The sequence below is a fragment of the Pseudomonas viridiflava genome (genome assembly GCF_900184295.1).
Classification (GTDB): Bacteria; Pseudomonadota; Gammaproteobacteria; order Pseudomonadales; family Pseudomonadaceae; genus Aquipseudomonas; species Aquipseudomonas viridiflava.
The window spans coordinates 178,051-199,514 of record NZ_LT855380.1; the positions used below are offsets into that span (position 1 = coordinate 178,051).

Annotated in this window: 22 protein-coding genes; 16 read left to right on the top strand and 6 right to left on the bottom strand. The window is 60.4% G+C overall.

Translation table 11 applies throughout. The features are described 5' to 3' along the window. The first annotated feature begins 75 nt into the window (after window positions 1-75). From cyaY to rnk, 3 genes are all read left to right on the top strand, one after another. On the top strand, window positions 76-408 hold the full coding sequence (gene cyaY, locus CFBP1590_RS00885; RefSeq protein ID WP_088234303.1) for an iron donor protein CyaY: 333 nt from the start codon (window positions 76-78) through the stop codon (window positions 406-408). After that, window positions 408-659 carry a DUF1289 domain-containing protein gene (locus CFBP1590_RS00890; RefSeq protein WP_371306703.1) on the top strand — a complete coding sequence of 84 codons (252 nt, stop codon included), beginning with the start codon at window positions 408-410 and terminating at the stop codon, window positions 657-659. Before cyaY ends, CFBP1590_RS00890 begins: the two co-directional genes overlap by 1 nt. Window positions 660-797: 138 nt before the next feature. Next, entirely contained in the window at window positions 798-1,205 is a 408-nt protein-coding gene (rnk, locus tag CFBP1590_RS00895) for a nucleoside diphosphate kinase regulator (protein ID WP_029241393.1), read from the top strand. A gap of 129 nt (window positions 1,206-1,334) precedes the next feature. Here rnk and CFBP1590_RS00900 read toward each other — a convergent pair whose 3' ends face one another. The 3 genes from CFBP1590_RS00900 to CFBP1590_RS00910 all read right to left on the bottom strand — a co-directional run bounded on the left by CFBP1590_RS00900 (window position 1,335) and on the right by CFBP1590_RS00910 (window position 5,109). Further along, window positions 1,335-4,181: a class I adenylate cyclase gene (locus tag CFBP1590_RS00900; protein ID WP_088234304.1), complete on the bottom strand. Its 2,847-nt coding sequence runs from the start codon at window positions 4,179-4,181 to the stop codon at window positions 1,335-1,337. 186 nt (window positions 4,182-4,367) lie between these two features. After that, window positions 4,368-4,616, bottom strand: coding sequence for a TIGR02647 family protein (locus CFBP1590_RS00905; RefSeq protein ID WP_004887382.1), 249 nt, complete (start codon window positions 4,614-4,616; stop codon window positions 4,368-4,370). Window positions 4,617-4,833: 217 nt separating this feature from the next. Further along, window positions 4,834-5,109: a hypothetical protein gene (locus CFBP1590_RS00910; RefSeq protein ID WP_004887379.1), complete on the bottom strand. Its 276-nt coding sequence runs from the start codon at window positions 5,107-5,109 to the stop codon at window positions 4,834-4,836. Between the two features lie 195 nt (window positions 5,110-5,304). Between CFBP1590_RS00910 and CFBP1590_RS00915 the strand changes: the two genes are divergently transcribed. Then, window positions 5,305-5,970: a glutathione S-transferase family protein gene (locus CFBP1590_RS00915; protein ID WP_088234305.1), complete on the top strand. Its 666-nt coding sequence runs from the start codon at window positions 5,305-5,307 to the stop codon at window positions 5,968-5,970. Between the two features lie 457 nt (window positions 5,971-6,427). Here CFBP1590_RS00915 and argH read toward each other — a convergent pair whose 3' ends face one another. Beyond that, window positions 6,428-7,822 carry an argininosuccinate lyase gene (gene argH, locus CFBP1590_RS00920; protein ID WP_025996739.1) on the bottom strand — a complete coding sequence of 465 codons (1,395 nt, stop codon included), beginning with the start codon at window positions 7,820-7,822 and terminating at the stop codon, window positions 6,428-6,430. 134 nt (window positions 7,823-7,956) lie between these two features. Here argH and CFBP1590_RS00925 point away from each other — a divergent pair, with 134 nt between their 5' ends. The 8 genes from CFBP1590_RS00925 (at window position 7,957) to CFBP1590_RS00965 (ending at window position 15,533) form a co-directional block, all read left to right on the top strand. Then, entirely contained in the window at window positions 7,957-9,039 is a 1,083-nt protein-coding gene (locus tag CFBP1590_RS00925) for a sensor histidine kinase (protein ID WP_025996738.1), read from the top strand. After that, window positions 9,036-9,782: a LytR/AlgR family response regulator transcription factor gene (locus tag CFBP1590_RS00930; protein WP_004886893.1), complete on the top strand. Its 747-nt coding sequence runs from the start codon at window positions 9,036-9,038 to the stop codon at window positions 9,780-9,782. Before CFBP1590_RS00925 ends, CFBP1590_RS00930 begins: the two co-directional genes overlap by 4 nt. 233 nt (window positions 9,783-10,015) lie before the next feature. Beyond that, window positions 10,016-10,957 (top strand): hydroxymethylbilane synthase, encoded by a 942-nt coding sequence (gene hemC, locus CFBP1590_RS00935; RefSeq protein ID WP_029242898.1) that lies wholly within the window; start codon window positions 10,016-10,018, stop codon window positions 10,955-10,957. Then, complete coding sequence (locus CFBP1590_RS00940; RefSeq protein ID WP_088234306.1) at window positions 10,954-11,730, top strand: uroporphyrinogen-III synthase; 777 nt, start codon at window positions 10,954-10,956, stop codon at window positions 11,728-11,730. The genes hemC and CFBP1590_RS00940 overlap by 4 nt, the downstream gene beginning before the upstream one ends. 51 nt (window positions 11,731-11,781) lie before the next feature. Beyond that, window positions 11,782-12,900: a uroporphyrinogen-III C-methyltransferase gene (locus CFBP1590_RS00945; RefSeq protein WP_163008044.1), complete on the top strand. Its 1,119-nt coding sequence runs from the start codon at window positions 11,782-11,784 to the stop codon at window positions 12,898-12,900. After that, a complete protein-coding gene (locus tag CFBP1590_RS00950; RefSeq protein WP_088234308.1) occupies window positions 12,897-14,141 on the top strand; it encodes a heme biosynthesis protein HemY in 1,245 nt (414 codons plus the stop codon). Before CFBP1590_RS00945 ends, CFBP1590_RS00950 begins: the two co-directional genes overlap by 4 nt. Window positions 14,142-14,371: 230 nt before the next feature. Next, the gene (locus tag CFBP1590_RS00955) at window positions 14,372-14,887 is read left to right on the top strand and encodes a disulfide bond formation protein B (RefSeq protein ID WP_029242901.1); all 516 of its coding nucleotides are present in this window, start codon (window positions 14,372-14,374) and stop codon (window positions 14,885-14,887) included. A 172-nt stretch (window positions 14,888-15,059) separates the two neighbouring features. Then, on the top strand, window positions 15,060-15,533 hold the full coding sequence (locus CFBP1590_RS00965; protein WP_004886882.1) for an Rsd/AlgQ family anti-sigma factor: 474 nt from the start codon (window positions 15,060-15,062) through the stop codon (window positions 15,531-15,533). A gap of 249 nt (window positions 15,534-15,782) precedes the next feature. On the opposite strand, the gene CFBP1590_RS00970 is transcribed toward CFBP1590_RS00965, so the two are convergent. Beyond that, window positions 15,783-16,457 carry an FKBP-type peptidyl-prolyl cis-trans isomerase gene (locus CFBP1590_RS00970; protein WP_088234309.1) on the bottom strand — a complete coding sequence of 225 codons (675 nt, stop codon included), beginning with the start codon at window positions 16,455-16,457 and terminating at the stop codon, window positions 15,783-15,785. A 216-nt stretch (window positions 16,458-16,673) separates the two neighbouring features. Here CFBP1590_RS00970 and CFBP1590_RS27975 point away from each other — a divergent pair, with 216 nt between their 5' ends. Next, window positions 16,674-17,681, top strand: a complete 1,008-nt coding sequence (locus CFBP1590_RS27975) for an AlgP family protein (protein ID WP_088234310.1) — start codon at window positions 16,674-16,676, stop codon at window positions 17,679-17,681. On the opposite strand, the gene CFBP1590_RS00985 is transcribed toward CFBP1590_RS27975, so the two are convergent. After that, on the bottom strand, window positions 17,678-18,148 hold the full coding sequence (locus CFBP1590_RS00985; RefSeq protein ID WP_088234311.1) for a TIGR02444 family protein: 471 nt from the start codon (window positions 18,146-18,148) through the stop codon (window positions 17,678-17,680). The genes CFBP1590_RS27975 and CFBP1590_RS00985 overlap by 4 nt on opposite strands. A gap of 46 nt (window positions 18,149-18,194) precedes the next feature. On the opposite strand from CFBP1590_RS00985, the gene CFBP1590_RS00990 reads away from it, so the two are divergent. The 3 genes from CFBP1590_RS00990 (at window position 18,195) to CFBP1590_RS01000 (ending at window position 21,398) form a co-directional block, all read left to right on the top strand. Beyond that, the gene (locus tag CFBP1590_RS00990; protein WP_029242905.1) at window positions 18,195-20,105 is read left to right on the top strand and encodes an ATP-binding cassette domain-containing protein; all 1,911 of its coding nucleotides are present in this window, start codon (window positions 18,195-18,197) and stop codon (window positions 20,103-20,105) included. Continuing rightward, a complete protein-coding gene (locus CFBP1590_RS00995) occupies window positions 20,105-20,698 on the top strand; it encodes a mechanosensitive ion channel family protein (RefSeq protein ID WP_088234312.1) in 594 nt (197 codons plus the stop codon). The genes CFBP1590_RS00990 and CFBP1590_RS00995 overlap by 1 nt, the downstream gene beginning before the upstream one ends. Before the next feature lie 67 nt (window positions 20,699-20,765). Next, window positions 20,766-21,398 carry a LysE family transporter gene (locus CFBP1590_RS01000; protein ID WP_004886868.1) on the top strand — a complete coding sequence of 211 codons (633 nt, stop codon included), beginning with the start codon at window positions 20,766-20,768 and terminating at the stop codon, window positions 21,396-21,398. The last annotated feature ends 66 nt before the right edge of the window (window positions 21,399-21,464 follow it).

Below are 21,464 nucleotides of genomic sequence, written 5' to 3' on the forward strand. Positions count from 1 at the left end.
ATGCTTTGCATTTGGCGGGTGGCGTCCGTATCTTGCCCCACTGCGCTTTCAGTAGACACTTTCGAGGTTCCCGCAATGAGTTTGACCGAAGCCCGCTTCCATGATCTGGTCGATGCCACCCAGCAAAATCTGGAAGATGTGTTCGATGAGAGTGGTCTGGACGTGGACATTGAAAACTCGGCCGGTGTGTTGACCGTCAAGTTCGAAAACGGCTCCCAGCTGATCTTCAGTCGCCAGGAACCGCTGCGTCAGCTCTGGCTGGCAGCGCGCTCCGGCGGTTTCCACTTCGATTACGACGAAGTCGAAAGTCGCTGGGTCTGCGACACCAGCGATGAACTGCTGAGCGAGATGCTTGCCCGTATGACGCTTGATCAGGCCGGCGTCGAGCTGGACTTCGACGAGATCTGATCGTGAGCCAGAATCCTCAGCCTGCCGCCGTCAGGCCGCCCAAGCCATTGTTCAGCAATGTCAGCCCGGCTGTGCCATCGCCCTGCATCAGTACCTGTCGGCTGGATGAGCAAAAGGTCTGCCTGGGATGCTTTCGCCATGTCGAAGACATCCGCGAATGGCGCTCGGCCGATGATGACCGCCGCCGTCAGATCCGTCATCAGGCCGATCAGCGCCGCGCGCACGCCGAGTCGGGCCATGCTGCGGGCTGACGACTCGTCGGCTTGTGTATTTATTAGGCTGTGTTAGTGTCAGAACCTGCTTCTCTTGAAGAGAGGCCCACCAAAACCCCGCCCAGCCCGGCGGGGTTTTGCTTTTATAACGCGTGGAAAAAGGAGTCTGCCCAGATCATGAACACTGCCCCTTCACTCATCCTCACCCGGCTCGACGTACAGCGTCTTGAAAACCTGATCGACAGTCAGGACGATTCCATGCCGGGCATTCAGGCGCTACAGGCCGAGCTGGACCGAGCCGAGCAGGTGGTCGGTCACGATGAAGTGCCGGAAGGCGTGGTGACCATGAATTCCCGCGTGCACTGCCGCGAAGAGAGCAGCGGCAAGGACTATCACCTCACGCTGGTCTATCCGAAGGATGCAGGCGTCGAAGGCACGGTTTCAGTGCTGGCCCCGATGGGTTCTGCATTGCTCGGCCTGCAGGTCGGCCAGCACATCGACTGGCCCGCGCCGGGCGGCAAGACCCTGAAGCTCACCCTGCTCGCGGTCGAGTACCAGCCGGAAGCAGCGGGCGAATATCAGTAAGCCGCCTCCCACCGTCTGTTATCTGATCGTGCCAATGCTCTGCGTTGGCATGCAGCCCGGGACGCTCTGCGTCCCATTGGGTCGGCTTACGCAAAACGTGATGAGCGACCGGACTCGATAGCCTTTGCCTCACGCCTCATCCATCGCTTCATTGAGCAGCTTTTCCAGTTCCGCCTTATGGCGCAGGAACAGAATGCTCTGGCCGTGCCCGTCATCCAGCAGGCCCGACAGGTCCAGGTCGGTGATGTAGCAGCGGTAGCGCTTGGGTTCCATGCGCTTGCCCAGAATCTGCATGGCCACCGCCTCGTACAGCTGATCGCCATATTCCAGCTCGGAAAACTCGCGGTTGTCGCAGTACAGCGTGACGTTGATCTGCCCCGGCGAGGTTTCTTCAATGATCGCCTGCACGTCGTAAAACGGCTTGTCCGCCGCAGTCGGGGCTGGACGCGGTTCAATGCGGCGGGCACGGGAGTTGCCGGACGGCATGACCTGGTAATAGAGCGTTTCGAGCATGACCGGCTCGCTGGGATCGTCCAGTGGCAACGATGCGCCCCGGCGGTAAACCAGCGAGTGGAAGAAACGCTGCAGCGGCATCAGCAGGCTTTGTTCATCGTGATAAGGCAGGCGCTGGTGCCAGAGTGAATTATGCTCGTCCAGCACATACAGGTCCGCTTCTGCCTCGTTGATCCGGTAAAACACCTGAATGCACTCCGGCTGCCCGAACGGCAGGATCAGCGCCAGGTCATGCTCGTCCAGCGCATGCGGGTCCAGATGCAGCGGGCTGTAACGCGGCAGTTCTTCGCCCAGGTACTTGAACAGTCCTGGCAGACTGTTGACCACCACATGGCCAACCCGGCCCGGCACCATTTCCAGTACGTGATACTGCTGCTGCACCTGAATGAGGTAGCGGTGATTCAGCTGCCGGGCGAGCAGCAGGCGCGCAGTGCTGACCAGTTCCTCGACGCGCTGCGCAATGGCCGGGGCGCGGTTGTGGCAGAAGCAGCGCACATGAATCTTCGGCTGACTCGCGCCTTGCGGCAGGCTGCCAAGCAACTCGCTCAGACAGTCGAGCAACGCGTGCGGACCGTCGTAACGGCTGACCAGCGTTTCATTCCAGGTATTGAGCGTGATCTGATCCAGGGTCAGTACCAGGTTTTCGCGTACGCCTGCGTAACTGAGTGAGTCAGTGCGCTCGGTCGTCATGAGAATGTTCAGGTCGCGGTGATGCCTGAGCGGATCGACACCGACATTGACCAGCAGCAGTATTTCCCTGGGTTCGCTTGGCTGCAGGAGTGCTTCATCGCTGACATCGGGCAGCGGCAGCTCGATGGTCTGCTGCAGGGCACCGAGCAGGTTGAACAGCTCGAATTCGCTCAGATCACTGGTGCCGGGGTGCAGCGCCAGGCGGGTGGAGGTGTCGATCACGTTGTTGCGGTGACACCACGCCAGCAGCTCAAGCAGTTCGCGGCTGCGCTTGATCGGCGAGAAGTTGGCCAGTTCGTGGATGCCGAGATTGCCGTTGTACAGCGCCCATTGATGTTTGCCGGGTTCGCGTTTGTCGGGCGAGTGCACCAGCGTCAGCGTGTCCTCGGCCAGGTCCGGCGCAATCCCCGGATTGATGAACTCGACCTTGCCGGCCTTGCGCTCGAAAGCGGCGTACAGACGGCGGCCCAGAATCGTCAGGTCACGTGCATCGAGGGCTTCTGCGGTGCTTTGCAGCCGGGCGAACTGAGTCTGGAAACGGTAGCTGTAATTCAACTCGTTGACCAGTGCGCGGCGTTCATGCGCCACCTGACGTACCTTCCACTGGCTGCGGCTGTCGAGCAGCGCCAGTTGACGGTCATCCCAGCCCCATTCGCGGGTCAGGCGCTCCATCAATTGCCGCTGCCAGCTGTTGCTGCGCTGTCGGGCGGGACCTGTGAGTTTTTTGTTGACCTTCAGGTACAGACTGCGCCGGACCAGCTCCAGGCGCTCGGTTTCCTTGCGCGCGAGCAGGTGCTCTTCAATGCGGCGATACACGACCATGTAAGGGTCGAGCTCGTCCAGGTCCAGTTGATTGGCAAACACGGCTTGCTTGAAGCGCAGGCTCAGGCACTGAACGGCGGGATGCTCGCTGGAGTACACCTCGATCAGCAGCAGCTTGAGCACTGACTTGTAAGGAGATTCGATGCCTTTGAACAACTGCCACAGGCCCGCACCGACGAACTCCGCAGGCGGGATCTGCGCCATCGGGCCAAGGTCGATGACCTCGTCTGCGCGGATGAATCGCTTGGACAGCAAGGTGTGGGTGTAGTCCTCGTAACCCTGCTCTTCATAGACAGGCACCAGCCACCACATCGGTGTGCGCCCGGCGAGCCAGATGGCGGTGCGATAGAACTCGTCCAGCAACAGGTAGTGCTGGGTCGTGCCGCAATCGTCGGAGCTGAGTTGCGTGTCGCGATCCCCAACCTTGAAACGCTGCGGATCAATCAGAAAGAAATGAGCTTCCGCGCCCATGGTCGCTGCCCAGGCTTCGAGTGCCTGACATTTCTTGCGCAGCTCGGCGATGGCTTCTTCTTCAAGCGCGCTGTCATGACAGACCCACACATCCATATCGCTCTGTTCGGCCTGAGCCAGGGTGCCGAGACTGCCCATCAGAAACAGGCCATGAATCGGCTGCGGCGGATTGCCGTGACGGACCTTGTAGGAGAACGAACGTGTGAGCCGCTGCGCTTCGGCCAGCGCCAGTGCATCGGGCTCGTAATGAGACACACCGGCAGGCGTGCTGCTGGAGACGTATCCCGGCAACAGCGGATGGTTCACATGAAAGAACAGCGGCAGCAGGGTCAGCACGGTCTGCTGGCGGGTCGACATTCCTTCCATGGCACGGGCATACCGCCCGTCATTGAGAGTCAGGAAGCGGTTACGCAGCTGGCTGAGGACCTTGCGGTCGATCCCCTCATCCAGGTCGGGGCGGATTTCAAGATTACGCGTCATCGCAACTCAAGGCATCTGGCCTGTGGCAGGCGTGGATTAACTGAGCAAGATGGCGAAGAAGGTTTGCAGCCGAAAGAATGCAGGTTCGGTCGGGTTGTTATTCTGGCGCCAATTTTCTATATCGACCGTGACCGCAATAAATAAAGGGCTTGTCGCGCAGTTTTTGCGCGCAAGCCCTCAGGGCACTCAGGCCGCTTCTCGGGATACGTTCAGAATGGTCAGCAACGATTGGGCGTGCTCGGCAGCTTCAAGGCCCAGGCTGGTGAGATAACCGCCATCGACCTGGGTCGTCAGTCCTTTTTCAAAGAGTCTTTTAGCAGCTGCAATGGCTGTCGGGGCCGCCACGTGGTGGACTTTGAGGCCTTCCTGGGTATTGCCCAGGTTGAACAGTGCAAGGATTTCCAGTTCGGCAACCAACTCAGGGGTATACGACATAGGTGCTCCAGACTTTTTGTAGTAGTACGACCTCGCAGGCTGCGGGTGTGCTCTGGAATCGACATGTCCGTGCTGCGCTGTCGGTTCTGGATGACCGCTAAAGCCGGCTTGGCGTGAGAGCCCCGGAGGATTTAGCGGCAGCGGGGCTTTTGCAGTGTAGTCCAGCGTCTGGAAACTTTGCAGCATATATCTGAAGGGTTTTTATCTGGTCTGCCGGTTATTTTTCTGGCGGCAATTCCGGCAGCGCGCGCAGGGCGGCTTCGTACCATTCTGTGTCGAACGGGCGGTCCTGCTCCAGTAATGCGTCGATCTCGATGGCCAGTACATGGGCCATCATTTCGAGAATGTCGTCGCGCTCATAACCGACCAGCGTCAGCTTGTTGAGCGTGGCTTTGGCCGCAGGCGGATTATCGGCCTCGATCTGGTTTTCGATGGCTTCGATCAAGGTCGAAGCAGCGAATTCTTCTTCATCATTGTCGATGGCGTCGGTCATGGTCATTCCTCGGGTAAGGCGCGCAGTCTAACCGGATTCTTCCGAGGGGGCATTCGTAAGACCAGGTGAAGATAGGCGTAGGAAGCGTCTTGTAACATTCCATTTTTGATATAAATCATTGATTAATAAAGGTAAATCTATAGGGTTTGGCGCATCTGCCCTGGGCAGTCGACAGTCAGGTCAAGGAGGCCGGAGATGCTGAAACTTTACGGATTTGCCTCAAGCAATTATTTCAATATGGTCAAGCTGGCGCTGCTGGAGAAGCAGTTGCCGTTTCAGGAAGTGCCGCTGTTTGGCTGCCAGAACCCCGAAGTGCTCGCCGTCAGTGCGCGCGGCAAGGTCCCGGTGCTGGGAGCGCCGGATGGCTTCATCAGCGAGACGGACGTCATCCTGCGTTACATCGAAGAGACCTGTCCGGACAGACCGTTACTGCCTGCCGACCCCTTCGCGCGGGCTCAGGTCTGGACCATCGCCAAGGAAATCGAACTCTACATCGAGCTGCCTGCGCGGGTCTGCTACGCCGAAGTGATCTTCGGTGGCAGGCCCACACCGCCGGACCTGAAGGCCAAAGCGCGTCGTGACCTGATCAAGGGCATTGCCGCACTGGCCCAGCGTGCGCGCTTTGCGCCTTACGTAGCGGGCGAGCAATTCAGCGTGGCGGATGTGTATTTTCTGTACAGCATCGACCTGGCCCAGCAGGTAGGCGAGCGACTGTTCGATCTGGACTTTCTGGGCGACATGCCGAAAGCGCAAGCCTTGCTGGAGCGGCTGGCATTGAATCCGAATGTGCAGAGAGTGGCGGCAGACAAAGAAGCCGACTGGCCGACGTTCATGGCGCGGGTGAGGCCGGTGGGGCTGTAGGCAGGGTAAGAACCTTATCGTTCCCAGGCTCCTGCGCTCAGCGTTATACCCAAGTCTTGCTGTAACCACGGACTACTGTGGGAGGCCCCACCACGTCTTCGACGTAGCGCTGTCGCGCAGCAAACTAAGTGGGAGCGGACTTGTCCGCGAATGCAGTATTTCAGCCACCGCACATGCGTCGAATGTACTGGCCTTTTCGCGGACAAACGGAACGCCGCCCGGTCCGCTCCCACAAAATCCAGTTTCTTCAGTGACTTATGGGTTGTTTGATAAGAGGCGGCTTGCCGGCGATGCTTTTTCTGAAGCGACCTGTCAGTGACTGAACTGACGCCATCGCCGGCAAGCCGCCTCCCACGGGGTATGCATTCAGTCAGTCACTTTCGTTTTTGCCCCCCGTTTTGCGCGTCTTGCGGACTTGTGTATAACGATGAGCGAAGAGCATGGCCTTGATCAGCTATCAACGACCCGCCAACAGCTCCTGTCCGCGCACCACGGCAGCGCGGACCTGTCCGGGGGCAGTCCCGCCGATGTGGTCGCGTGCATTCACCGAGCCTTCCAGGGTCAGTACGGCGAACACGTCCTGTTCGATCTGATCGCTGAACTGACGCAGCTCGTCCAGGCTCATCTCAGCCAGGTCCTTGCCGGTCTCGACGCCATACTTCACGGCGTGGCCAACGATTTCGTGGCAATCACGGAACGGCAGGCCACGGCGCACCAGGTAGTCGGCCAGGTCGGTTGCGGTCGAGAAGCCGCGCAGGGCCGCTTCGCGCATGATGGCGTGTTTCGGCTTGATCGCCGGGATCATGTCGGCAAATGCACGCAGCGAGTCGCGCAAGGTGTCGGCTGCGTCGAACAGCGGCTCCTTGTCTTCCTGATTGTCCTTGTTGTAAGCCAGAGGCTGGCCTTTCATCAGGGTCAGCAGGCCCATCAGGGCGCCAAATACGCGGCCGCTCTTGCCGCGTACCAGCTCTGGAACATCCGGATTCTTCTTCTGCGGCATGATCGAGCTGCCAGTGCAGAAACGATCCGGCAAGTCGATGAACTGGAATTGCGCGCTGGTCCACAGCACCAGCTCTTCGGAGAAACGCGACAGGTGCATCATCGCCACGGAAGCTGCAGCACAGAATTCGATGGCGAAGTCGCGATCCGACACGCCGTCCAGCGAGTTGCCGCCCACAGCATCGAAACCCAGCAGCTTGCAGGTCAGCTCACGGTCGATCGGGTAGGTGGTGCCTGCCAGCGCAGCGCTGCCCAGCGGCATGCGGTTCAGACGCTTGCGGCAATCAACCAGACGTTCGTAGTCACGGCTGAGCATTTCGAACCAGGCCAGCATATGGTGACCGAACGTGACCGGCTGTGCGGTCTGCAAATGGGTAAAGCCCGGCATGATGGTGTCGGCTTCACGCTCGGCCTGACCCAGCAGGCCCTGCTGCAGGCGAGTGATCTCGCTCAGGATCAGGTCGATTTCGTCACGCAGCCACAGGCGAATGTCCGTAGCCACCTGATCGTTGCGGCTGCGACCGGTGTGCAGTTTCTTGCCGGTGATGCCGATGCGGTCGGTCAGGCGCGCTTCGATGTTCATGTGCACGTCTTCCAGGTCGACGCGCCAGTCGAAAGTCCCTGCCTCGATCTCGGTCTGAATGGTCTTCAGCCCATCGATGATCGTGTCGCGCTCGGCGTCAGTCAGAACGCCTACCTTGGCCAGCATCGTGGCGTGGGCGATCGAGCCCATGATGTCGTGGCGATACAGGCGCTGGTCGAAGGTGACGGAGGCAGTGAAGCGCGCGACGAACGCGTCGACGGGTTCACTGAAGCGGCCGCCCCAGGACTGATTGGTCTTGTCGGTGCTCATGGATTCGCTCGTTGCTCTACGGAAAGTGGCGTGCCCGATACGTGGCACAAAGGCGGTTGCGATGATAACAGGGTTGACACTTTTTTATTTTCGGATGGCTTGCCGCTGGCCCTGCCAGAGCCGAGACTGAGCCGATGCGAGATCATCCTGTAAAGCGTGACACCGGGCGTGCCCCCGGCAAAGAATTCTTCCTGCCCGAACTGTGCCTGCCGCAGGCCCTGCTCGTGCTCGTGGTGCTGGCCGAACTGTTGGTACTGGTTCTGGTGCTGGTCGAGCCGATGCGCACGGGGTTCGATTGGGTGCGGCTGGCGCTGATGTCGCTGTTCGTGCAATGGATCGTGCTGCTGTCCGCCGCCTTGCTGTGCGGCCTGCGACCCTGGCTGGCACGTCTCTCGCCAGGACTTGCGGGTCTGCTCGGTTGTCTGTTGGTGGTCGGTCTGACGCTGCTGTGCACGGCGGTCACCGACGTGTGTCAGCTCACCGGCAGGATCACGGTGGGCGGGATGGTGGATCGGTACATTCGCTATTCGATGATTGCGCTGATCATGTCAGCCCTGATGTTGCGCTACTTTTATCTGCAGAGTCAGTGGCGCAAGCAGCAGCAGGGCGAGCTTCAGGCCAGGATCGAATCGTTGCAGGCACGTATCCGGCCGCACTTTCTGTTCAATACGCTCAACAGCATCGCGAGCCTGGTGGCCAGCAATCCGGTCAAGGCCGAACAGGCGGTGCTGGATCTTTCCGACCTTTTTCGCGCCAGTCTGGCCAAGCCCGGCAGCCTTGTGACGTGGAGCGAGGAGCTGGCTTTGGCAAAACGATATTTATCGATTGAGCAATATCGTCTCGGCGAGCGTCTACAGTTGGACTGGAGGGTGAGCGCAATTCCTGATGACTTGCCGATTCCCCAGCTAACCTTGCAGCCATTACTTGAAAACGCTTTGATCTATGGCATTGCCCCGCGAGTCGAAGGGGGTGTAGTAACAGTCGAAGCAGACTATAGAGAGGGAGAGTTCATATTGCGTGTCAGCAATCCCTATGAAGAAGTTGCCACTCGGCAGACTTCCAACGGTACTCAACAGGCCCTGACGAATATCGGTGCGCGCATTACGGCACTTTTTGGCCCGTACGCCAGTCTGAGCGTGGAGCGCCGTGACGGTCGTCACTACACCTGTCTACGCTATCCTTGTGCGAGACTCACGCAGGAAGCCAGAGCTATATGAATGTCCTGATCGTTGATGACGAACCCCTGGCCCGCGAGCGACTGAGCCGATTGGTCGGCGAACTCGAGGGTTACAGGGTACTGGAACCCAGCGCCACAAATGGTGATGAAGCATTGGCGCTGATCGATAATCTCAAGCCGGATGTCGTGCTGCTGGACATCCGTATGCCGGGTATGGACGGCTTGCAGGTCGCCGCCAGGCTGTGCGAGCGCGAAGCGCCTCCCGCCGTGGTTTTCTGCACCGCACACGACGAGTTCGCGCTGGATGCGTTCCAGGTCAGCGCTGTCGGTTACCTGGTAAAACCTGTGCGTCCAGAGCATCTTATCGAGGCGCTGAGGAAGGCCGAGCGGCCCAATCGCGTGCAACTGGCCGCCATGACCCGACCCGCAGCCGAAAGCGGAAATGGCCCGCGGACCCACATCAGCGCGCGTACCCGCAAAGGTATCGAACTGATTCCGTTGGACCAGGTGATCTATTTCATCGCTGACCATAAATACGTGACCCTGCGTCACGAGGGCGGCGAAGTGCTTCTGGACGAGCCACTCAAGGCGCTGGAAGACGAATTCGGTGATCGATTCGTGCGTATCCATCGCAATGCACTGGTGGCGCGGGAGCGGATCGAACGCCTGCAACGCACGCCGCTGGGGCACTTTCAGCTGTTCCTCAGAGGGCTGGGTGGTGATGCCCTGATCGTCAGCCGTCGTCATGTGGCGGGTGTACGTAAAATGATGCAAACGCTGTAGAAACTCCGTTGCACGGGTTTGCTCGCGAAAACCGAGCCATGGTCCTGGCGCTGAATACAGATTCCAGACCTTGGGTTTTCCGGTTCTCCGCGAACAATCCACCTCCCATTTTCATTGAGCCCAGTCTGTGGTTCTGATACCTGCAGGCGGGCTGACACTCGTTTTCGGTCAACGCTGAAGCTGTCCGGCTGAGCTGTTATTATCCGTCGCATCTACCCAGTACGGATCGTTCAATGTCTTCTCGCGAAATCCGCATCGCTACCCGCAAGAGCGCGTTGGCCCTCTGGCAGGCCGAATATGTCAAAGCACGTCTGGAGAAAGCCCATCCCGGCCTGATCGTGACGCTGGTGCCGATGGTCAGTCGTGGCGACAAGCTGCTGGATTCGCCATTGTCGAAAATCGGTGGCAAGGGGCTGTTCGTCAAGGAACTCGAAACAGCGCTTCTCGAAAATGAGGCGGACATCGCCGTGCACTCGATGAAAGACGTGCCAATGGACTTCCCGGACGGCCTCGGGCTGTTCTGCATCTGCGAGCGCGAAGACGCCCGCGATGCGTTCGTGTCCAACACCTTTGCCAGTCTGGAAGATCTGCCTGCCGGCAGCATCGTCGGGACGTCCAGTCTGCGTCGCCAGTCCCAGTTGCTGGCGCGTCGTCCCGACCTGACGATTCACTTCCTGCGCGGCAACGTCAATACGCGTCTGGCCAAACTGGACTCGGGCGAATACGACGCGATCATTCTGGCCGCGGCCGGTCTGATCCGCCTCGGGTTCGAGGACCGCATCACCTCGGCGATCAGCGTTGAAGACAGTCTTCCTGCCGGTGGCCAGGGCGCGGTGGGCATCGAATGCCGCAGTGTCGATGCACAGATTCATGCGTTGCTTGCGCCCTTGCACCACGAAGACACTGCCGTGCGCGTGATTGCCGAGCGCGCGCTGAATAAGCATCTCAATGGCGGCTGCCAGGTGCCGATTGCCTGCTACGCCGTGCTTGAAGACGATCAGGTCTGGTTGCGTGGGATGGTCGGAGATCCTTCCGGTAGCTTGCTGCTGCGCGCAGAAGCCCGTGCCCCACAGACTGCGGCGCAGGCGTTGGGTGTCGAGGTTGCCGAAGCGCTTCTGGCCCAGGGGGCGGCAAAAATCCTCAAGGCCGTCTACGGCGAGGCTGCAGACGAATGAGCAACTGGCGTCTGCTGCTGACCCGTCCTGCCGAGGAATCGGCGGCGCTGGCCAGTACGTTGGCCGACGCCGGTATCTTCAGCAGCAGCCTGCCCCTGCTTGAAACCGAACCGCTGCCGTTGACGCCTGCCCAGCACTCGATCATTTTCGAGCTGCTCAATTACTGCGCCGTCATTGTGGTCAGCAAGCCGGCTGCCCGTCTGGCCATCGAACTGATCGATGAGGTCTGGCCCCAGCCGCCTATTCAGCCCTGGTTCAGTGTCGGCGCCGCGACCGGGCAGATACTGATCGACTATGGTCTGGATGTCAGTTGGCCCGAGCAGGGCGATGACAGCGAAGCCCTGCTGGATCTGCCGCGATTGCAGGCGGCGATTGCCGTTCCGGGCGGTCGTGTGCTGATCATGCGGGGTGACGAGGGACGCGAGCTGTTGGCCGAGCGTTTGCGCGAACAGGGTGTGACAGTCGATTACCTGCCGCTGTACCGTCGTTATCTGCCACAGTACCCTGCCTCGGCACTGCCGCAACGTGTCGAGTTGGAACGCTTGAACGGGCTGGTGGTCAGCAGTGGGCAGGGTTTTGAACATCTGCTCGCGCTGGCAGGTGAGCGCTGGCCGGATCTGGCAGGTCTGCCGTTGTTTGTACCCAGTCCCCGGGTGGCCGAGATGGCTCGTGCTGCCGGGGCTCTGAATGTGATTGATTGCCACGGCGCGAACGCCGGGGCACTGCTGGCAGCGTTGCGGGATCGACCTCAGCCTGCCGTCGAGGCGTATTGATCGACTCTCTGTCGTTTACGCTATTACGCCAACATGCAAAGGATGGGATACGTGAGCGAAACTGCCTTGCCTAGAGACGATGAATCGGTAGTCAAAACACCGGCCTCCACCCCTGAACCTGTGCGCCCCGAGCGTTCGGGCAATCGCAGCAGCGGCCTGGTGATCCTGGCCCTCTTGCTGGGTATTGCAGGCGTGGCCGTTGCAGGCTGGGGCGTTTGGCAACTGCGCATGTTGCAGGCCGGGCATCAGCAGCAGCGCGGCGAGGTTCAGGACATTGCCGAGCAGACGCTGGCGCTGGCCCAGAGTGACCAGCAGCTGACAGCTCGTCTTGCGCAGTTTCCGCCGGCCGATCAGCTTGAAGACAGCCGCCGTCTGGTGGCGCAGTTGCAGGGCGACCAGCAGCGTCTGAGTCAGCGTCTGGAAACCGTCCTTGGCGCCAGCCGCAAGGACTGGCGTCTGGCCGAGGCCGAGCACTTGCTGCGTCTGGCCAGCCTGCGTCTTTCCGCGCTGCAGGACATCAACAGTGCCGAGGCACTGGTGCAGGGTGCCGATGAAATTCTGCGCGAACAGGACGATCCGGGCTCGTTTGCCGCACGCGAACAGCTTGCCAAAAGCCTCGGCGCCCTGCGCAGTCTTGAGCAGCCGGACCGTACCGGGCTGTTCCTGCAACTGGCCGCACTGCGTGATCAGGCGGTACAGCTCAACAAGCTGGCGCCGGAATATGAAGACAAGGGCGATACCCTGCCGGGCCTGACCGATGCCAGTGAAGACAGCACATGGTCGCGCTGGTGGGCGCAGCTTTCCCATTACTTCCGTATCGATTTCAACGCTGACAAGGACATTCGTCCGGTTCTGGCCGGACAGAGCCTTGCCCAGGTCCGTCTGGCCCTGAGTCTGGCACTCGAACAGGCGCAGTGGGCCGCGCTCAATGGCGAGCCTGAGGTGTATTCCCGTGCGCTGGCCGAGGCCAAAAGCGTTCTGCAGTCCAACTTCAATCAGGACGATCCGCAAAGTAAATTGCTGGGCGCGCGCCTTGATGCTGTCGCTGCGCAGCCTGTAGCGGTGAAGACGCCTGATCTGGCGCAGAGCCTGAGCGCCGTTCAGGCGTACCTCGAACGTCGTCACGCGTCAGGTCAGCCTGCCGAGGCGATGCGAGGGACCAGCCCATGAAGCGATTCTATGTACTGCTGTTCATCGCCATCGCTGCGGCGGCGTTGATCGGTGTCGCCATCGCCGAGCATTCCGGGTACGTCCTGATCGCATATCAGAACTTCCGTTATGAATCGAGCCTGTGGGCAACGCTGGCGCTGCTGGTCGCCTTCCTGCTGGTGATCCTGCTCATCCGTCTGGTCATCAACCTGCTGACCACATCGGGAGGGCTGGTCAATCCTTGGTCGCGTCGCAATCGCCGCCGCCGTGTCCAGATCGCAATCGAACAGGGCCAGATGGACCTTGCCGAGGGTCGCTGGTCCAGCGCGCAGCGTCATCTTCATCGTGCTGCCGAGGCCGACGCCCATCCGTTGCTGTACTACATTGGCGCTGCACGAGCGGCCAACGAGCAGGGTCGTTACGAAGATTGTGACAACCTGCTTGAGCGCGCACTGATTCGCCAGCCGCAGGCGGAACTGGCGATTGCCCTGAACCACGCGCAGTTGCAGCAGGATCGTGGCGACACCGATGGTGCATTGACCACGCTTCAGGCCATGCACGAACGTCACCCGCATAACCCTCAGGTGTTGCGTCAGTTGCAACGGTTGTATCAGCAACGCGGTGACTGGTCGGCGTTGATTCGTCTGATGCCGGAGCTTCGCAAGGATAAGGTATTACCGCCTCGTGAACTCGCTGAGCTGGAACGTCGTGCCTGGGGGGAAAACCTTACGCTGGCGGCCTACCGTGAAGAAGGCGAGGGCTCGTTGACCGGTCTGCCTTCGCTTGAAAAAGCCTGGCAAGGTCTGTCCTCTGCACAACGTCAGGAGCCGCAACTGATACTGGCGTATGCCGATCAGTTGCGTCGTCTCGGTGCCGAGGCGCAGGCTGAAGAAGTGCTGCGCTCTGCCCTCAAGCGCGACTACAGCAGCCATCTGGCCCGGTTGTACGGGCTGGTACGTGGCGGTGATCCGGCTAAGCAGCTGCAGACCGCAGAAGGTTGGCTCAAGCACCATCCGAGCGATCCGAGCCTGCTGTTGAGCCTGGGTCGTATCTGCCTGCAAAGCCGGCTTTGGGGCAAGGCTCGCGACTATCTGGAAAACAGCCTGCGTCTGGAGCGTAACCCGGAAACCTGCGCCGAGCTGGCGCGGTTGCTTGCTCAACTGGGTGAAACGGATCGCAGCAACCAGCTCTTTCAGGAAGGGCTGGGCCTGCTCGACGAGCGACTTCTGACAAGGCCGTTACCCGCGCTCAGCGGCGTCTGATGTTTCACATGCATGAGCCCTGGCAGAAAGCAGGGCTCATGCATGCCAATGCCAACGTTCAAAACCCGTCCGTGCAAAGTACGAACATTCCTACGCCAACTCGTTAAGAAGCCCTATCTTCACGTGTGTTGTTTCCACATTTTGCGGCGACGTATCTGTACGACGTCGCCTTGAAAGCGCCGGGCCCTTTCCTCTACCGTTAACGCCTCGTCTTTTGTTACGGATTCGCCATGCACCTGGCTCGCACGCGTTCGTTGTTTTTTCTGGCATTTCTGACCTGTGCGCTGATCATTGCCGCTGTGCTTTACCTGCAACACGCCGTCGGCCTTGAACCTTGTCTGCTCTGCCTCTCGCAACGGGCGGCGATGGTCAGTTGCGGTGTGCTGACGCTGGTAGCAGCCTGTCATTCACCCGGCGCGACCGGCTGGCACCGCTACTGTGTGACGTTGCTGGTGGTCGCACTGGTCGGTGCGGCCATGGCGGGTTTTCAGGTCTGGCTGCAAACGGCATCGGCAGATGAGCTGATACCGGTGTTCGCCGCGCTCGACAGCCTCTCCCCGGGCCGGTGGAACGACAGCTTCCACGTCAATGCTGCGGTTTGCGCGCAAATCACCTGGTCGCTGTTCGGCCTGAGTCTTCCCGAATGGAGTCTGCTGGCATTTGTCGGTCTGGCGCTGCTGCCGTTGTATCCGCTTTTCAGCGAATTGAGCCGCTGGATATCTGCCGGAAGTCGGACCGACTATTAAACGCTTGTATGAACTTTATCTCCTGCGTACCTTGATGGCCTCGTCGAGCGGGCATAATCTGGGCCGCACGCGTCATTGGAAGTATGCTGTCCTGACGCTTTCATCAGGCCAGGTCCTTAAATGAATAAGGCCGGCACAGGACCGCATGCCCCTGAAGGGAAGAGAGAACATCATGCTGGAAAGTTGTCAGAATGCTCAGGAACGCTGGGGTGGTGTCAATCTGTTGATTGACCGCTGGTTGGAGTGCCGCCGTGAACTGATCAATGCCTACGATGCGTTGGGCGATACGCCCGAAGCGCTCGCAGCTGATCGCGCGGCATTGCAGAACTTTTGCGGAATTCTGGTCGACTACGTTTCGGCCGGTCATTTCGAGGTCTACGAACAGCTGGGCAATGAAGCCAAGGCTTTCAATGACGAGCGCGGGCTTGAGCTGGCGGATACCCTCTACCCACGTCTGAATGTCATTACCGAGCTGGCGCTGGCGTTCAATGACCGCTGTGACAAGGGTGACTGCTCGGACTGCTCGGTCGTGGCAAAGGAGTTCAACAAGCTGGGCGGTCTGTTGCATGAGCGCTTCGAGCTTGAAGACTGCCTGATCGAAGTGTTGCACACCTCACACAAGGAAGAGGCCGCCGTTCAGGCCTGATCGTTTCCTGATGTCCATGGGGTTGCCAAGGGTGCTTTTGCACCCTTTCGCGTTTCTGTGGGAGGCCCCACCACGTCTTCGACGTAGTGCTGTCGCGCAGCAAACACAGACCGTAGGAGCGCGCTTGCCCGCGATGCAGTCGACGCGGTTTGTCAGGACCATCGCGTCATCGTTCATCGCGGGCAAGCGCGCTCCTACAAAAGAACAGTGTTTCTTCAGTGGGTGGCAGTTTGTTTTGATAAGAGCGGATTACTGCGAAACGGCGATCAGCTCGATCTCGAACACCAGTGGCGTGAACGGGTCGATCAGGTCGCCTGCGCCCTCTGCGCCGTACGCCTGATCCGATGGAATCACCAGCCGCCATTTCGCCCCGGTCGGCATGCCTTGCAGTGCGCTGGTCCAGCCGCTGATTACACTGTCGAGCCTGAACCACTGAGGCTGTGTGCTCTGATCGAAGATCGTGCCGTCCGGCAGGCGACCCACGTAACGCACTTCTACCCTGCCATTCACGTCCGGCTTTGGCCCTGTGCCGGGTGTGAGTTCCGTCATCAGGATACCGTCAGCCAGCACCTTGACGCCCGGCTTGGCCTTCTCGCTTTCCATGAAACGCTTTTCGGCACCCAGCGCGGCTTCGGTCGGCGCGTCTGTTCCCGTGGTCTCGGCCTGGGCCATGGCAGCATCGTGCTCACGCAGAATCTGGTCGATACGCTCCTGCTTGAGTGCCAGTGGCTTGCCCTGATAGGCCTGCTTCAAGCCATCGACCAGCGCTTTCAGATCAAGGTCCGGGACCTCCTGATGCAAGCGTTCACCCAGGCTTGCGCCCAGGCTGTAGGCAAGGTCGTGGGAATCCGTGTTTGGAGGCGTTTCAGTGGCCTGAGCCAGCGGTAGCAAGAGAAACAACGACGTTAACAGGTAGCGCGACATGGATGCTCTCCGGCCTGGGAAGTCAGCGATTATGCCAGTGCAAGCGCCTGTGGTGACGTGTCTTGCAAGGTGAATTTCGCAAAGACCTGGAAACAGGCCCGACAATCATTTTTTTCACCATGCAACAGGGCGCCGTTCATGGTGTCAAGATGCCCTAGCGGCGGTGCGAGCAGAAGTCTAGTATGAGCCGCAATTTCGTCAGCCAGGAGGTAAGTCATGTCGGCCAAAAAGAAGCCAGTAAATACTCCGTTGCATTTGCTCCAACAACTATCGGGCAGCTTGCTCGAGCATCTGGAAGACGCCTGCTCACAAGCTTTGGCTGATGCCGAGAAATTGCTCGCCAAGCTCGAAAAACAACGTGGCAAAGCGCAGGAAAAACTGCACAAGTCGCGCACCAAGTTGCAGGATGCCGCCACGGTCGGTAAGGCCAAGGCGCAGACCAAGGCCAAAGGCGCCGTGTCTGAACTGGAAGAATTGCTGGATGCACTCAAGGACCGTCAGACTGAAACCCGCACCTACATTCTGCACCTCAAGCGTGATGCTCAGGAAAGCCTGAAGCTTGCCCAGGGCATTGGTCGCGTCAAGGAAGCCGTCGGCAAGATCCTCACCACCCGCGAAGCCAAGCCTGCTGCACCCGCCAAAGCGGCGGCTGCCAAGCCTTCCGCCAAGACCGTTGCCAAGGCACCGGTAGCCAAAGCGCCTGCGGCCAAGGCTGCTGCCGCGAAAGCACCCGTTGCCAAGGCACCTGCCAAAGCTACTGCCAGGCCTGCGGCCAAAACCGCCGCCAAAACCGTCGCTGCCAAAGCTCCGGTCAAGGCTGCCGTGAAGCCTGCTGCGAAACCCGCCGCTGCCGCCAAGCCTGTTGCTGCAAAAACAGCAGCGGCCAAACCGGCTCCTGCGAAAGCAGCGGCCAAACCCGCTGCCGCCAAGGCACCGGCCAAGCCTGCAACTGCGAAGCCTGCCGCTGCCAAACCAGCAGCTTCCAAGGCTCCCGCTGCTGCCAAGCCAGCCGCCGTCAAGGCGCCGGCAAAAGCACCTGCCAAGGCCCCGGGGAAAGCCGCCGCCAAGCCAGCCGCTGCCAAGCCTGCTGCAAAACCAGCAGCCGCCAAGCCTGCAGCGTCCACCACGCCTGCGGTCAAGCCGGCGGCAGCGCCAGCGCCAGCTCCAGCCGCCGCGCCTGCTCCGGCAGCGGCCAATGGCGCAACGCCTACCAGCGCTTCCTAAGCGTCGGTGACATCAGCCGCGATGCGCAGCACTTGCAGCGCATCGCGGTTTTTTTGTGCCGGGCTTTCGACAATGCCCGCAAGCCACCCGGCGACATCCGTTTTGTTCGCATCTGGCCAGTCACGGCTCAAGGCCTCAAGTCGGGTGAGCAGCGTGTGTTCGGCCTCCAATTCCAATGCCTTGACCCTGTTTCGCAGCTCGCCCAGAACGGCGTCATCCTGAGCTGCCGCCCGCCACTGGGTGCGCATTTCCCGCAGCGGCCGCACGACGTCATCGTGCCATGGCGTCGCCAACTGTCCGATTTCGGACAATCGTTGCGTGTTGCATTCCACTCCGCGCAGCCCCAGCCACACGCCACATAACACCGCACACACGTTGGCCCCGCTGGTTTGCAGTGTCAGACAGGCCTGTTCCACACCCGGTCGGGCGTAAAAATCCAGGGTGAAACTCCAGAGGTCTGTAGGCATAGTGATCTCCCTGTCCGGGACGAAGCTGGTAGACTCCGCCGCCATTATGATTCGACTTCAAAGCCTTACCTTACAGCGTGGTCCGCAACGTCTGCTAGAAGACGCCGAGCTGACCCTGCACGCCGGCCATAAAGCCGGTCTGATCGGTGCCAACGGCGCCGGTAAATCCAGCCTGTTCGCCTTGCTGCGCGGCGAGCTTACGCCCGATGCCGGTGACTGTCTGTTGCCCGCTGACTGGCGCATCGCTCATATGCGTCAGGAGGTCGACACGCTCGAACGCCTGGGCGTCGATTACGTGCTCGACGGCGACGTGCGTCTGCGCGAGGTTCAGCGCTTGCTGGCTGAAGCCGAAGCGGCGCAGGACGGTGCCGCTCAGGCGCGTCTGCACGCCGAGCTCGACAGCGCCGACGGTTATACCGCTGACGCCCGCGCTCGCAAGCTGCTGGCGGGCCTCGGGTTCACCAACGAGCAGATGGAGCGCCAGGTCGGCAGCTTTTCGGGTGGGTGGCGCATGCGTCTGAACCTGGCGCAGGCCCTGATGTGCCCATCGGACCTGCTGCTACTCGACGAACCGACCAACCACTTGGACCTCGACGCGATTTTGTGGCTCGAAGACTGGCTGAAAAGCTATCCGGGCACTTTGCTGCTGATTTCCCACGACCGGGATTTTCTCGATGCCGTGGTCGATCACATCGCACATGTCGAGCAACGCAGGATCACGCTCTACCGTGGTGGCTACAGCGCGTTCGAGCGCGCCCGTGCGGAACGTCTGGCCCAGCAGCAACAGGCCTACGAGAAGCAGCAGGTGCAGCGTGCGCACATGGAAAAATACATCGCGCGCTTCAAGGCCCAGGCCACCAAGGCCCGTCAGGCCCAGAGCCGGATAAAGGCACTGGAACGCATGGAAGAGCTGTCCGCTGCGCACGTGGATTCGCCCTTCAACTTTGTTTTCCGTGAGTCCGACAAGATCTCCAGCCCGCTGCTGGACCTGTCCGAAGCGCGTCTGGGCTACGGCGACAAGACCGTCCTGGAGAAGGTCAAGCTGCAACTGACGCCGGGCGCGCGTATCGGTCTGCTCGGGCCTAACGGCGCGGGCAAGTCGACGCTGATCAAAAACCTGGCAGGCGAACTCTCCCCTCAGAGCGGCCGACTGGTGCGCGGCGAGAACCTGACCGTGGGCTACTTTGCCCAGCATCAACTCGATTCGCTGGACGCCAAGGCCACGCCGCTGTTGCACTTGCAGCGCCTGGCCCCGACCGAGCGCGAGCAGACCCTGCGCGACTTCCTTGGCGGTTTCGACTTCCGCGGCGCGCGTCTGGATGAGCCGGTGCTGAACTTCTCCGGTGGCGAAAAGGCGCGTCTGGCGCTGGCTCTGATCGCTTGGGAAAAGCCCAACCTGTTGCTGCTCGACGAACCCACCAACCACCTGGATCTGGAAATGCGCCTCGCGCTGACCATGGCGCTGCAGGAGTTTGGCGGCGCGGTACTGGTGGTCTCTCACGATCGGCACTTGCTCAAAAGCACCACCGACGACTTCCTGCTGGTGGCTGACGGTCGCGTTCAGGAGTTCGATGGCGATCTGGACGACTACACACGCTGGCTGGCTGACTATCGATTGCGCAATGCGCCGGTCAGCAATACACCGGTCAACGCCGACAAGACCGACAAGAAGGCTCAGCGTCAGCAGGCTGCTGCCCTGCGTCAGCAACTGGCCCCGCACAAACGCGAGGCCGACAAGCTGGAGCGCGATCTGGGCACGCTGCACGAAAAGCTCGCCAAGGTTGAAGAGGCACTGGCTGACAGCGCCAACTACGATGCCGCCAACAAGGACAAGCTGCGCGACCTGCTGGCCGAACAGGCAAAACTGAAAGTGCGTGAGTCCGAGCTGGAGGATGCCTGGATGCAGGCGCTGGAGTTGCTGGAGTCGATGCAGGCCGAGCTGGAAGCCTTGTCGTGATGGAAGTGTTGGGTTTGCCGGTCTCCGCTTACTGGGTAGAACCGATTCTGCTGGGGGTGCAGATCCTGCTGATTCTGTTGGCAGGTTATGTACTGCAGCGGGTCGTTGGCCGTTTTCTGACCGGCCTGGGCGAGCGCTACCCGTTGCCGCCCGAGCTTCTGGTGCCGGTACGTGGCGGCCTGCGCTGGCTGATCATGGGCAGTGCCTTCGTCTTTGTGCTGGGGCGTCTCGGCGTTTCAGCCACTGTGTTGTGGACGGCCTTGTCCGGGTTTGTGGCGGTTGCTGCGGTGGCGTTCTTCGCCATGTGGAGCGTGCTCTCCAACCTGCTGTGCGCGATCCTCATCTTCACCATCGGACCGTTCCGCATCGGTGATCTGGTCGAGCTGGTCGACACGCTGGACAAGCCGGGCGTGAAGGGCCGTGTGGTTGCAATCAACCTGATGTTCACGACCCTGATCGAAACACCCGAAGCCGGCGGTGCGCTGGTTCAGGTGCCCAACAGCCAGTTCTTCCAGAAGTCGGTTCGCCGCTGGCGCGGGAGTGAACTGTATCCTCAGTCAGCCACTCCGACCCCGCAGGACGAGCAGGACTAGAAATCATTGGTCACGCAGACCATTACGCACTAATTTAGCGGGTATTCGATTCTGCTTGAGGTGCGTGATGGCGCTTGAAACGTGGCTGGGCTTCTTTGCAGCCTGCTGGATTATCAGTCTTTCTCCCGGTGCAGGCGCTATCGCCTCGATGTCGTGCGGCCTGCAATACGGCTTTCTGCGCGGCTACTGGAATGCGCTCGGTCTGCAAATCGCGCTGGTGGCGCAGATTGCCATTGTCGCGGCGGGCCTTGGCGCTGTGCTTGCTGCGTCGGAGCTGGCGTTCACGTTGATCAAGTGGTTCGGCGTGGCGTATCTGGTCTACCTGGGCATCAAGCAATGGCGAGCGCTGCCCATGGACCTCTCCGACGGGCCAACGGCTCGTCCCGTCGGCAGTATCTGGAGGCTGGTGCTGCGTGGCTTTCTGGTCAACATCAGTAACCCCAAGGCACTGGTGTTCATGCTGGCGATCCTGCCGCAGTTCGTTGATCCGGCCGCACCGATGCTGATCCAGTACGTGATCATCGCGGCCACCATGGTGGTCGTGGATCTGATCGTGATGGCGGGCTACACCGGGCTTGCCTCGAAAGTCCTGCGCGCACTGAAAACCCCGCGTCAGCAGCGTCGTCTGAATCGTAGCTTTGCCAGTCTGTTCGTGGGGGCCGCGGCTTTCCTCGCGACATTGCATCGCGGTACGGCGTGATAGAAGCATCGCGAGCGCGCTCGTTTGGCTCGAGCGGCTCGCGACGGTTTTAAAGGACCTTTAATC

Excerpts from the sequence above, each read along its gene's own strand:
- cyaY (WP_088234303.1), top strand. The coding sequence starts at position 76 with ATGAGTTTGACCGAAGCCCGCTTCCATGATCTGGTCGATGCCACCCAG.
- rnk (WP_029241393.1), top strand. The coding sequence starts at position 798 with ATGAACACTGCCCCTTCACTCATCCTCACCCGGCTCGACGTACAGCGT.
- CFBP1590_RS00900 (WP_088234304.1), bottom strand. The coding sequence starts at position 4,181 with ATGACGCGTAATCTTGAAATCCGCCCCGACCTGGATGAGGGGATCGAC.
- CFBP1590_RS00905 (WP_004887382.1), bottom strand. The coding sequence starts at position 4,616 with ATGTCGTATACCCCTGAGTTGGTTGCCGAACTGGAAATCCTTGCACTG.
- CFBP1590_RS00910 (WP_004887379.1), bottom strand. The coding sequence starts at position 5,109 with ATGACCGACGCCATCGACAATGATGAAGAAGAATTCGCTGCTTCGACC.
- CFBP1590_RS00915 (WP_088234305.1), top strand. The coding sequence starts at position 5,305 with ATGCTGAAACTTTACGGATTTGCCTCAAGCAATTATTTCAATATGGTC.
- argH (WP_025996739.1), bottom strand. The coding sequence starts at position 7,822 with ATGAGCACCGACAAGACCAATCAGTCCTGGGGCGGCCGCTTCAGTGAA.
- CFBP1590_RS00925 (WP_025996738.1), top strand. The coding sequence starts at position 7,957 with ATGCGAGATCATCCTGTAAAGCGTGACACCGGGCGTGCCCCCGGCAAA.
- CFBP1590_RS00930 (WP_004886893.1), top strand. The coding sequence starts at position 9,036 with ATGAATGTCCTGATCGTTGATGACGAACCCCTGGCCCGCGAGCGACTG.
- hemC (WP_029242898.1), top strand. The coding sequence starts at position 10,016 with ATGTCTTCTCGCGAAATCCGCATCGCTACCCGCAAGAGCGCGTTGGCC.
- CFBP1590_RS00940 (WP_088234306.1), top strand. The coding sequence starts at position 10,954 with ATGAGCAACTGGCGTCTGCTGCTGACCCGTCCTGCCGAGGAATCGGCG.
- CFBP1590_RS00950 (WP_088234308.1), top strand. The coding sequence starts at position 12,897 with ATGAAGCGATTCTATGTACTGCTGTTCATCGCCATCGCTGCGGCGGCG.
- CFBP1590_RS00955 (WP_029242901.1), top strand. The coding sequence starts at position 14,372 with ATGCACCTGGCTCGCACGCGTTCGTTGTTTTTTCTGGCATTTCTGACC.
- CFBP1590_RS00965 (WP_004886882.1), top strand. The coding sequence starts at position 15,060 with ATGCTGGAAAGTTGTCAGAATGCTCAGGAACGCTGGGGTGGTGTCAAT.
- CFBP1590_RS00970 (WP_088234309.1), bottom strand. The coding sequence starts at position 16,457 with ATGTCGCGCTACCTGTTAACGTCGTTGTTTCTCTTGCTACCGCTGGCT.
- CFBP1590_RS27975 (WP_088234310.1), top strand. The coding sequence starts at position 16,674 with ATGTCGGCCAAAAAGAAGCCAGTAAATACTCCGTTGCATTTGCTCCAA.
- CFBP1590_RS00985 (WP_088234311.1), bottom strand. The coding sequence starts at position 18,148 with ATGCCTACAGACCTCTGGAGTTTCACCCTGGATTTTTACGCCCGACCG.
- CFBP1590_RS00990 (WP_029242905.1), top strand. The coding sequence starts at position 18,195 with ATGATTCGACTTCAAAGCCTTACCTTACAGCGTGGTCCGCAACGTCTG.
- CFBP1590_RS00995 (WP_088234312.1), top strand. The coding sequence starts at position 20,105 with ATGGAAGTGTTGGGTTTGCCGGTCTCCGCTTACTGGGTAGAACCGATT.
- CFBP1590_RS01000 (WP_004886868.1), top strand. The coding sequence starts at position 20,766 with ATGGCGCTTGAAACGTGGCTGGGCTTCTTTGCAGCCTGCTGGATTATC.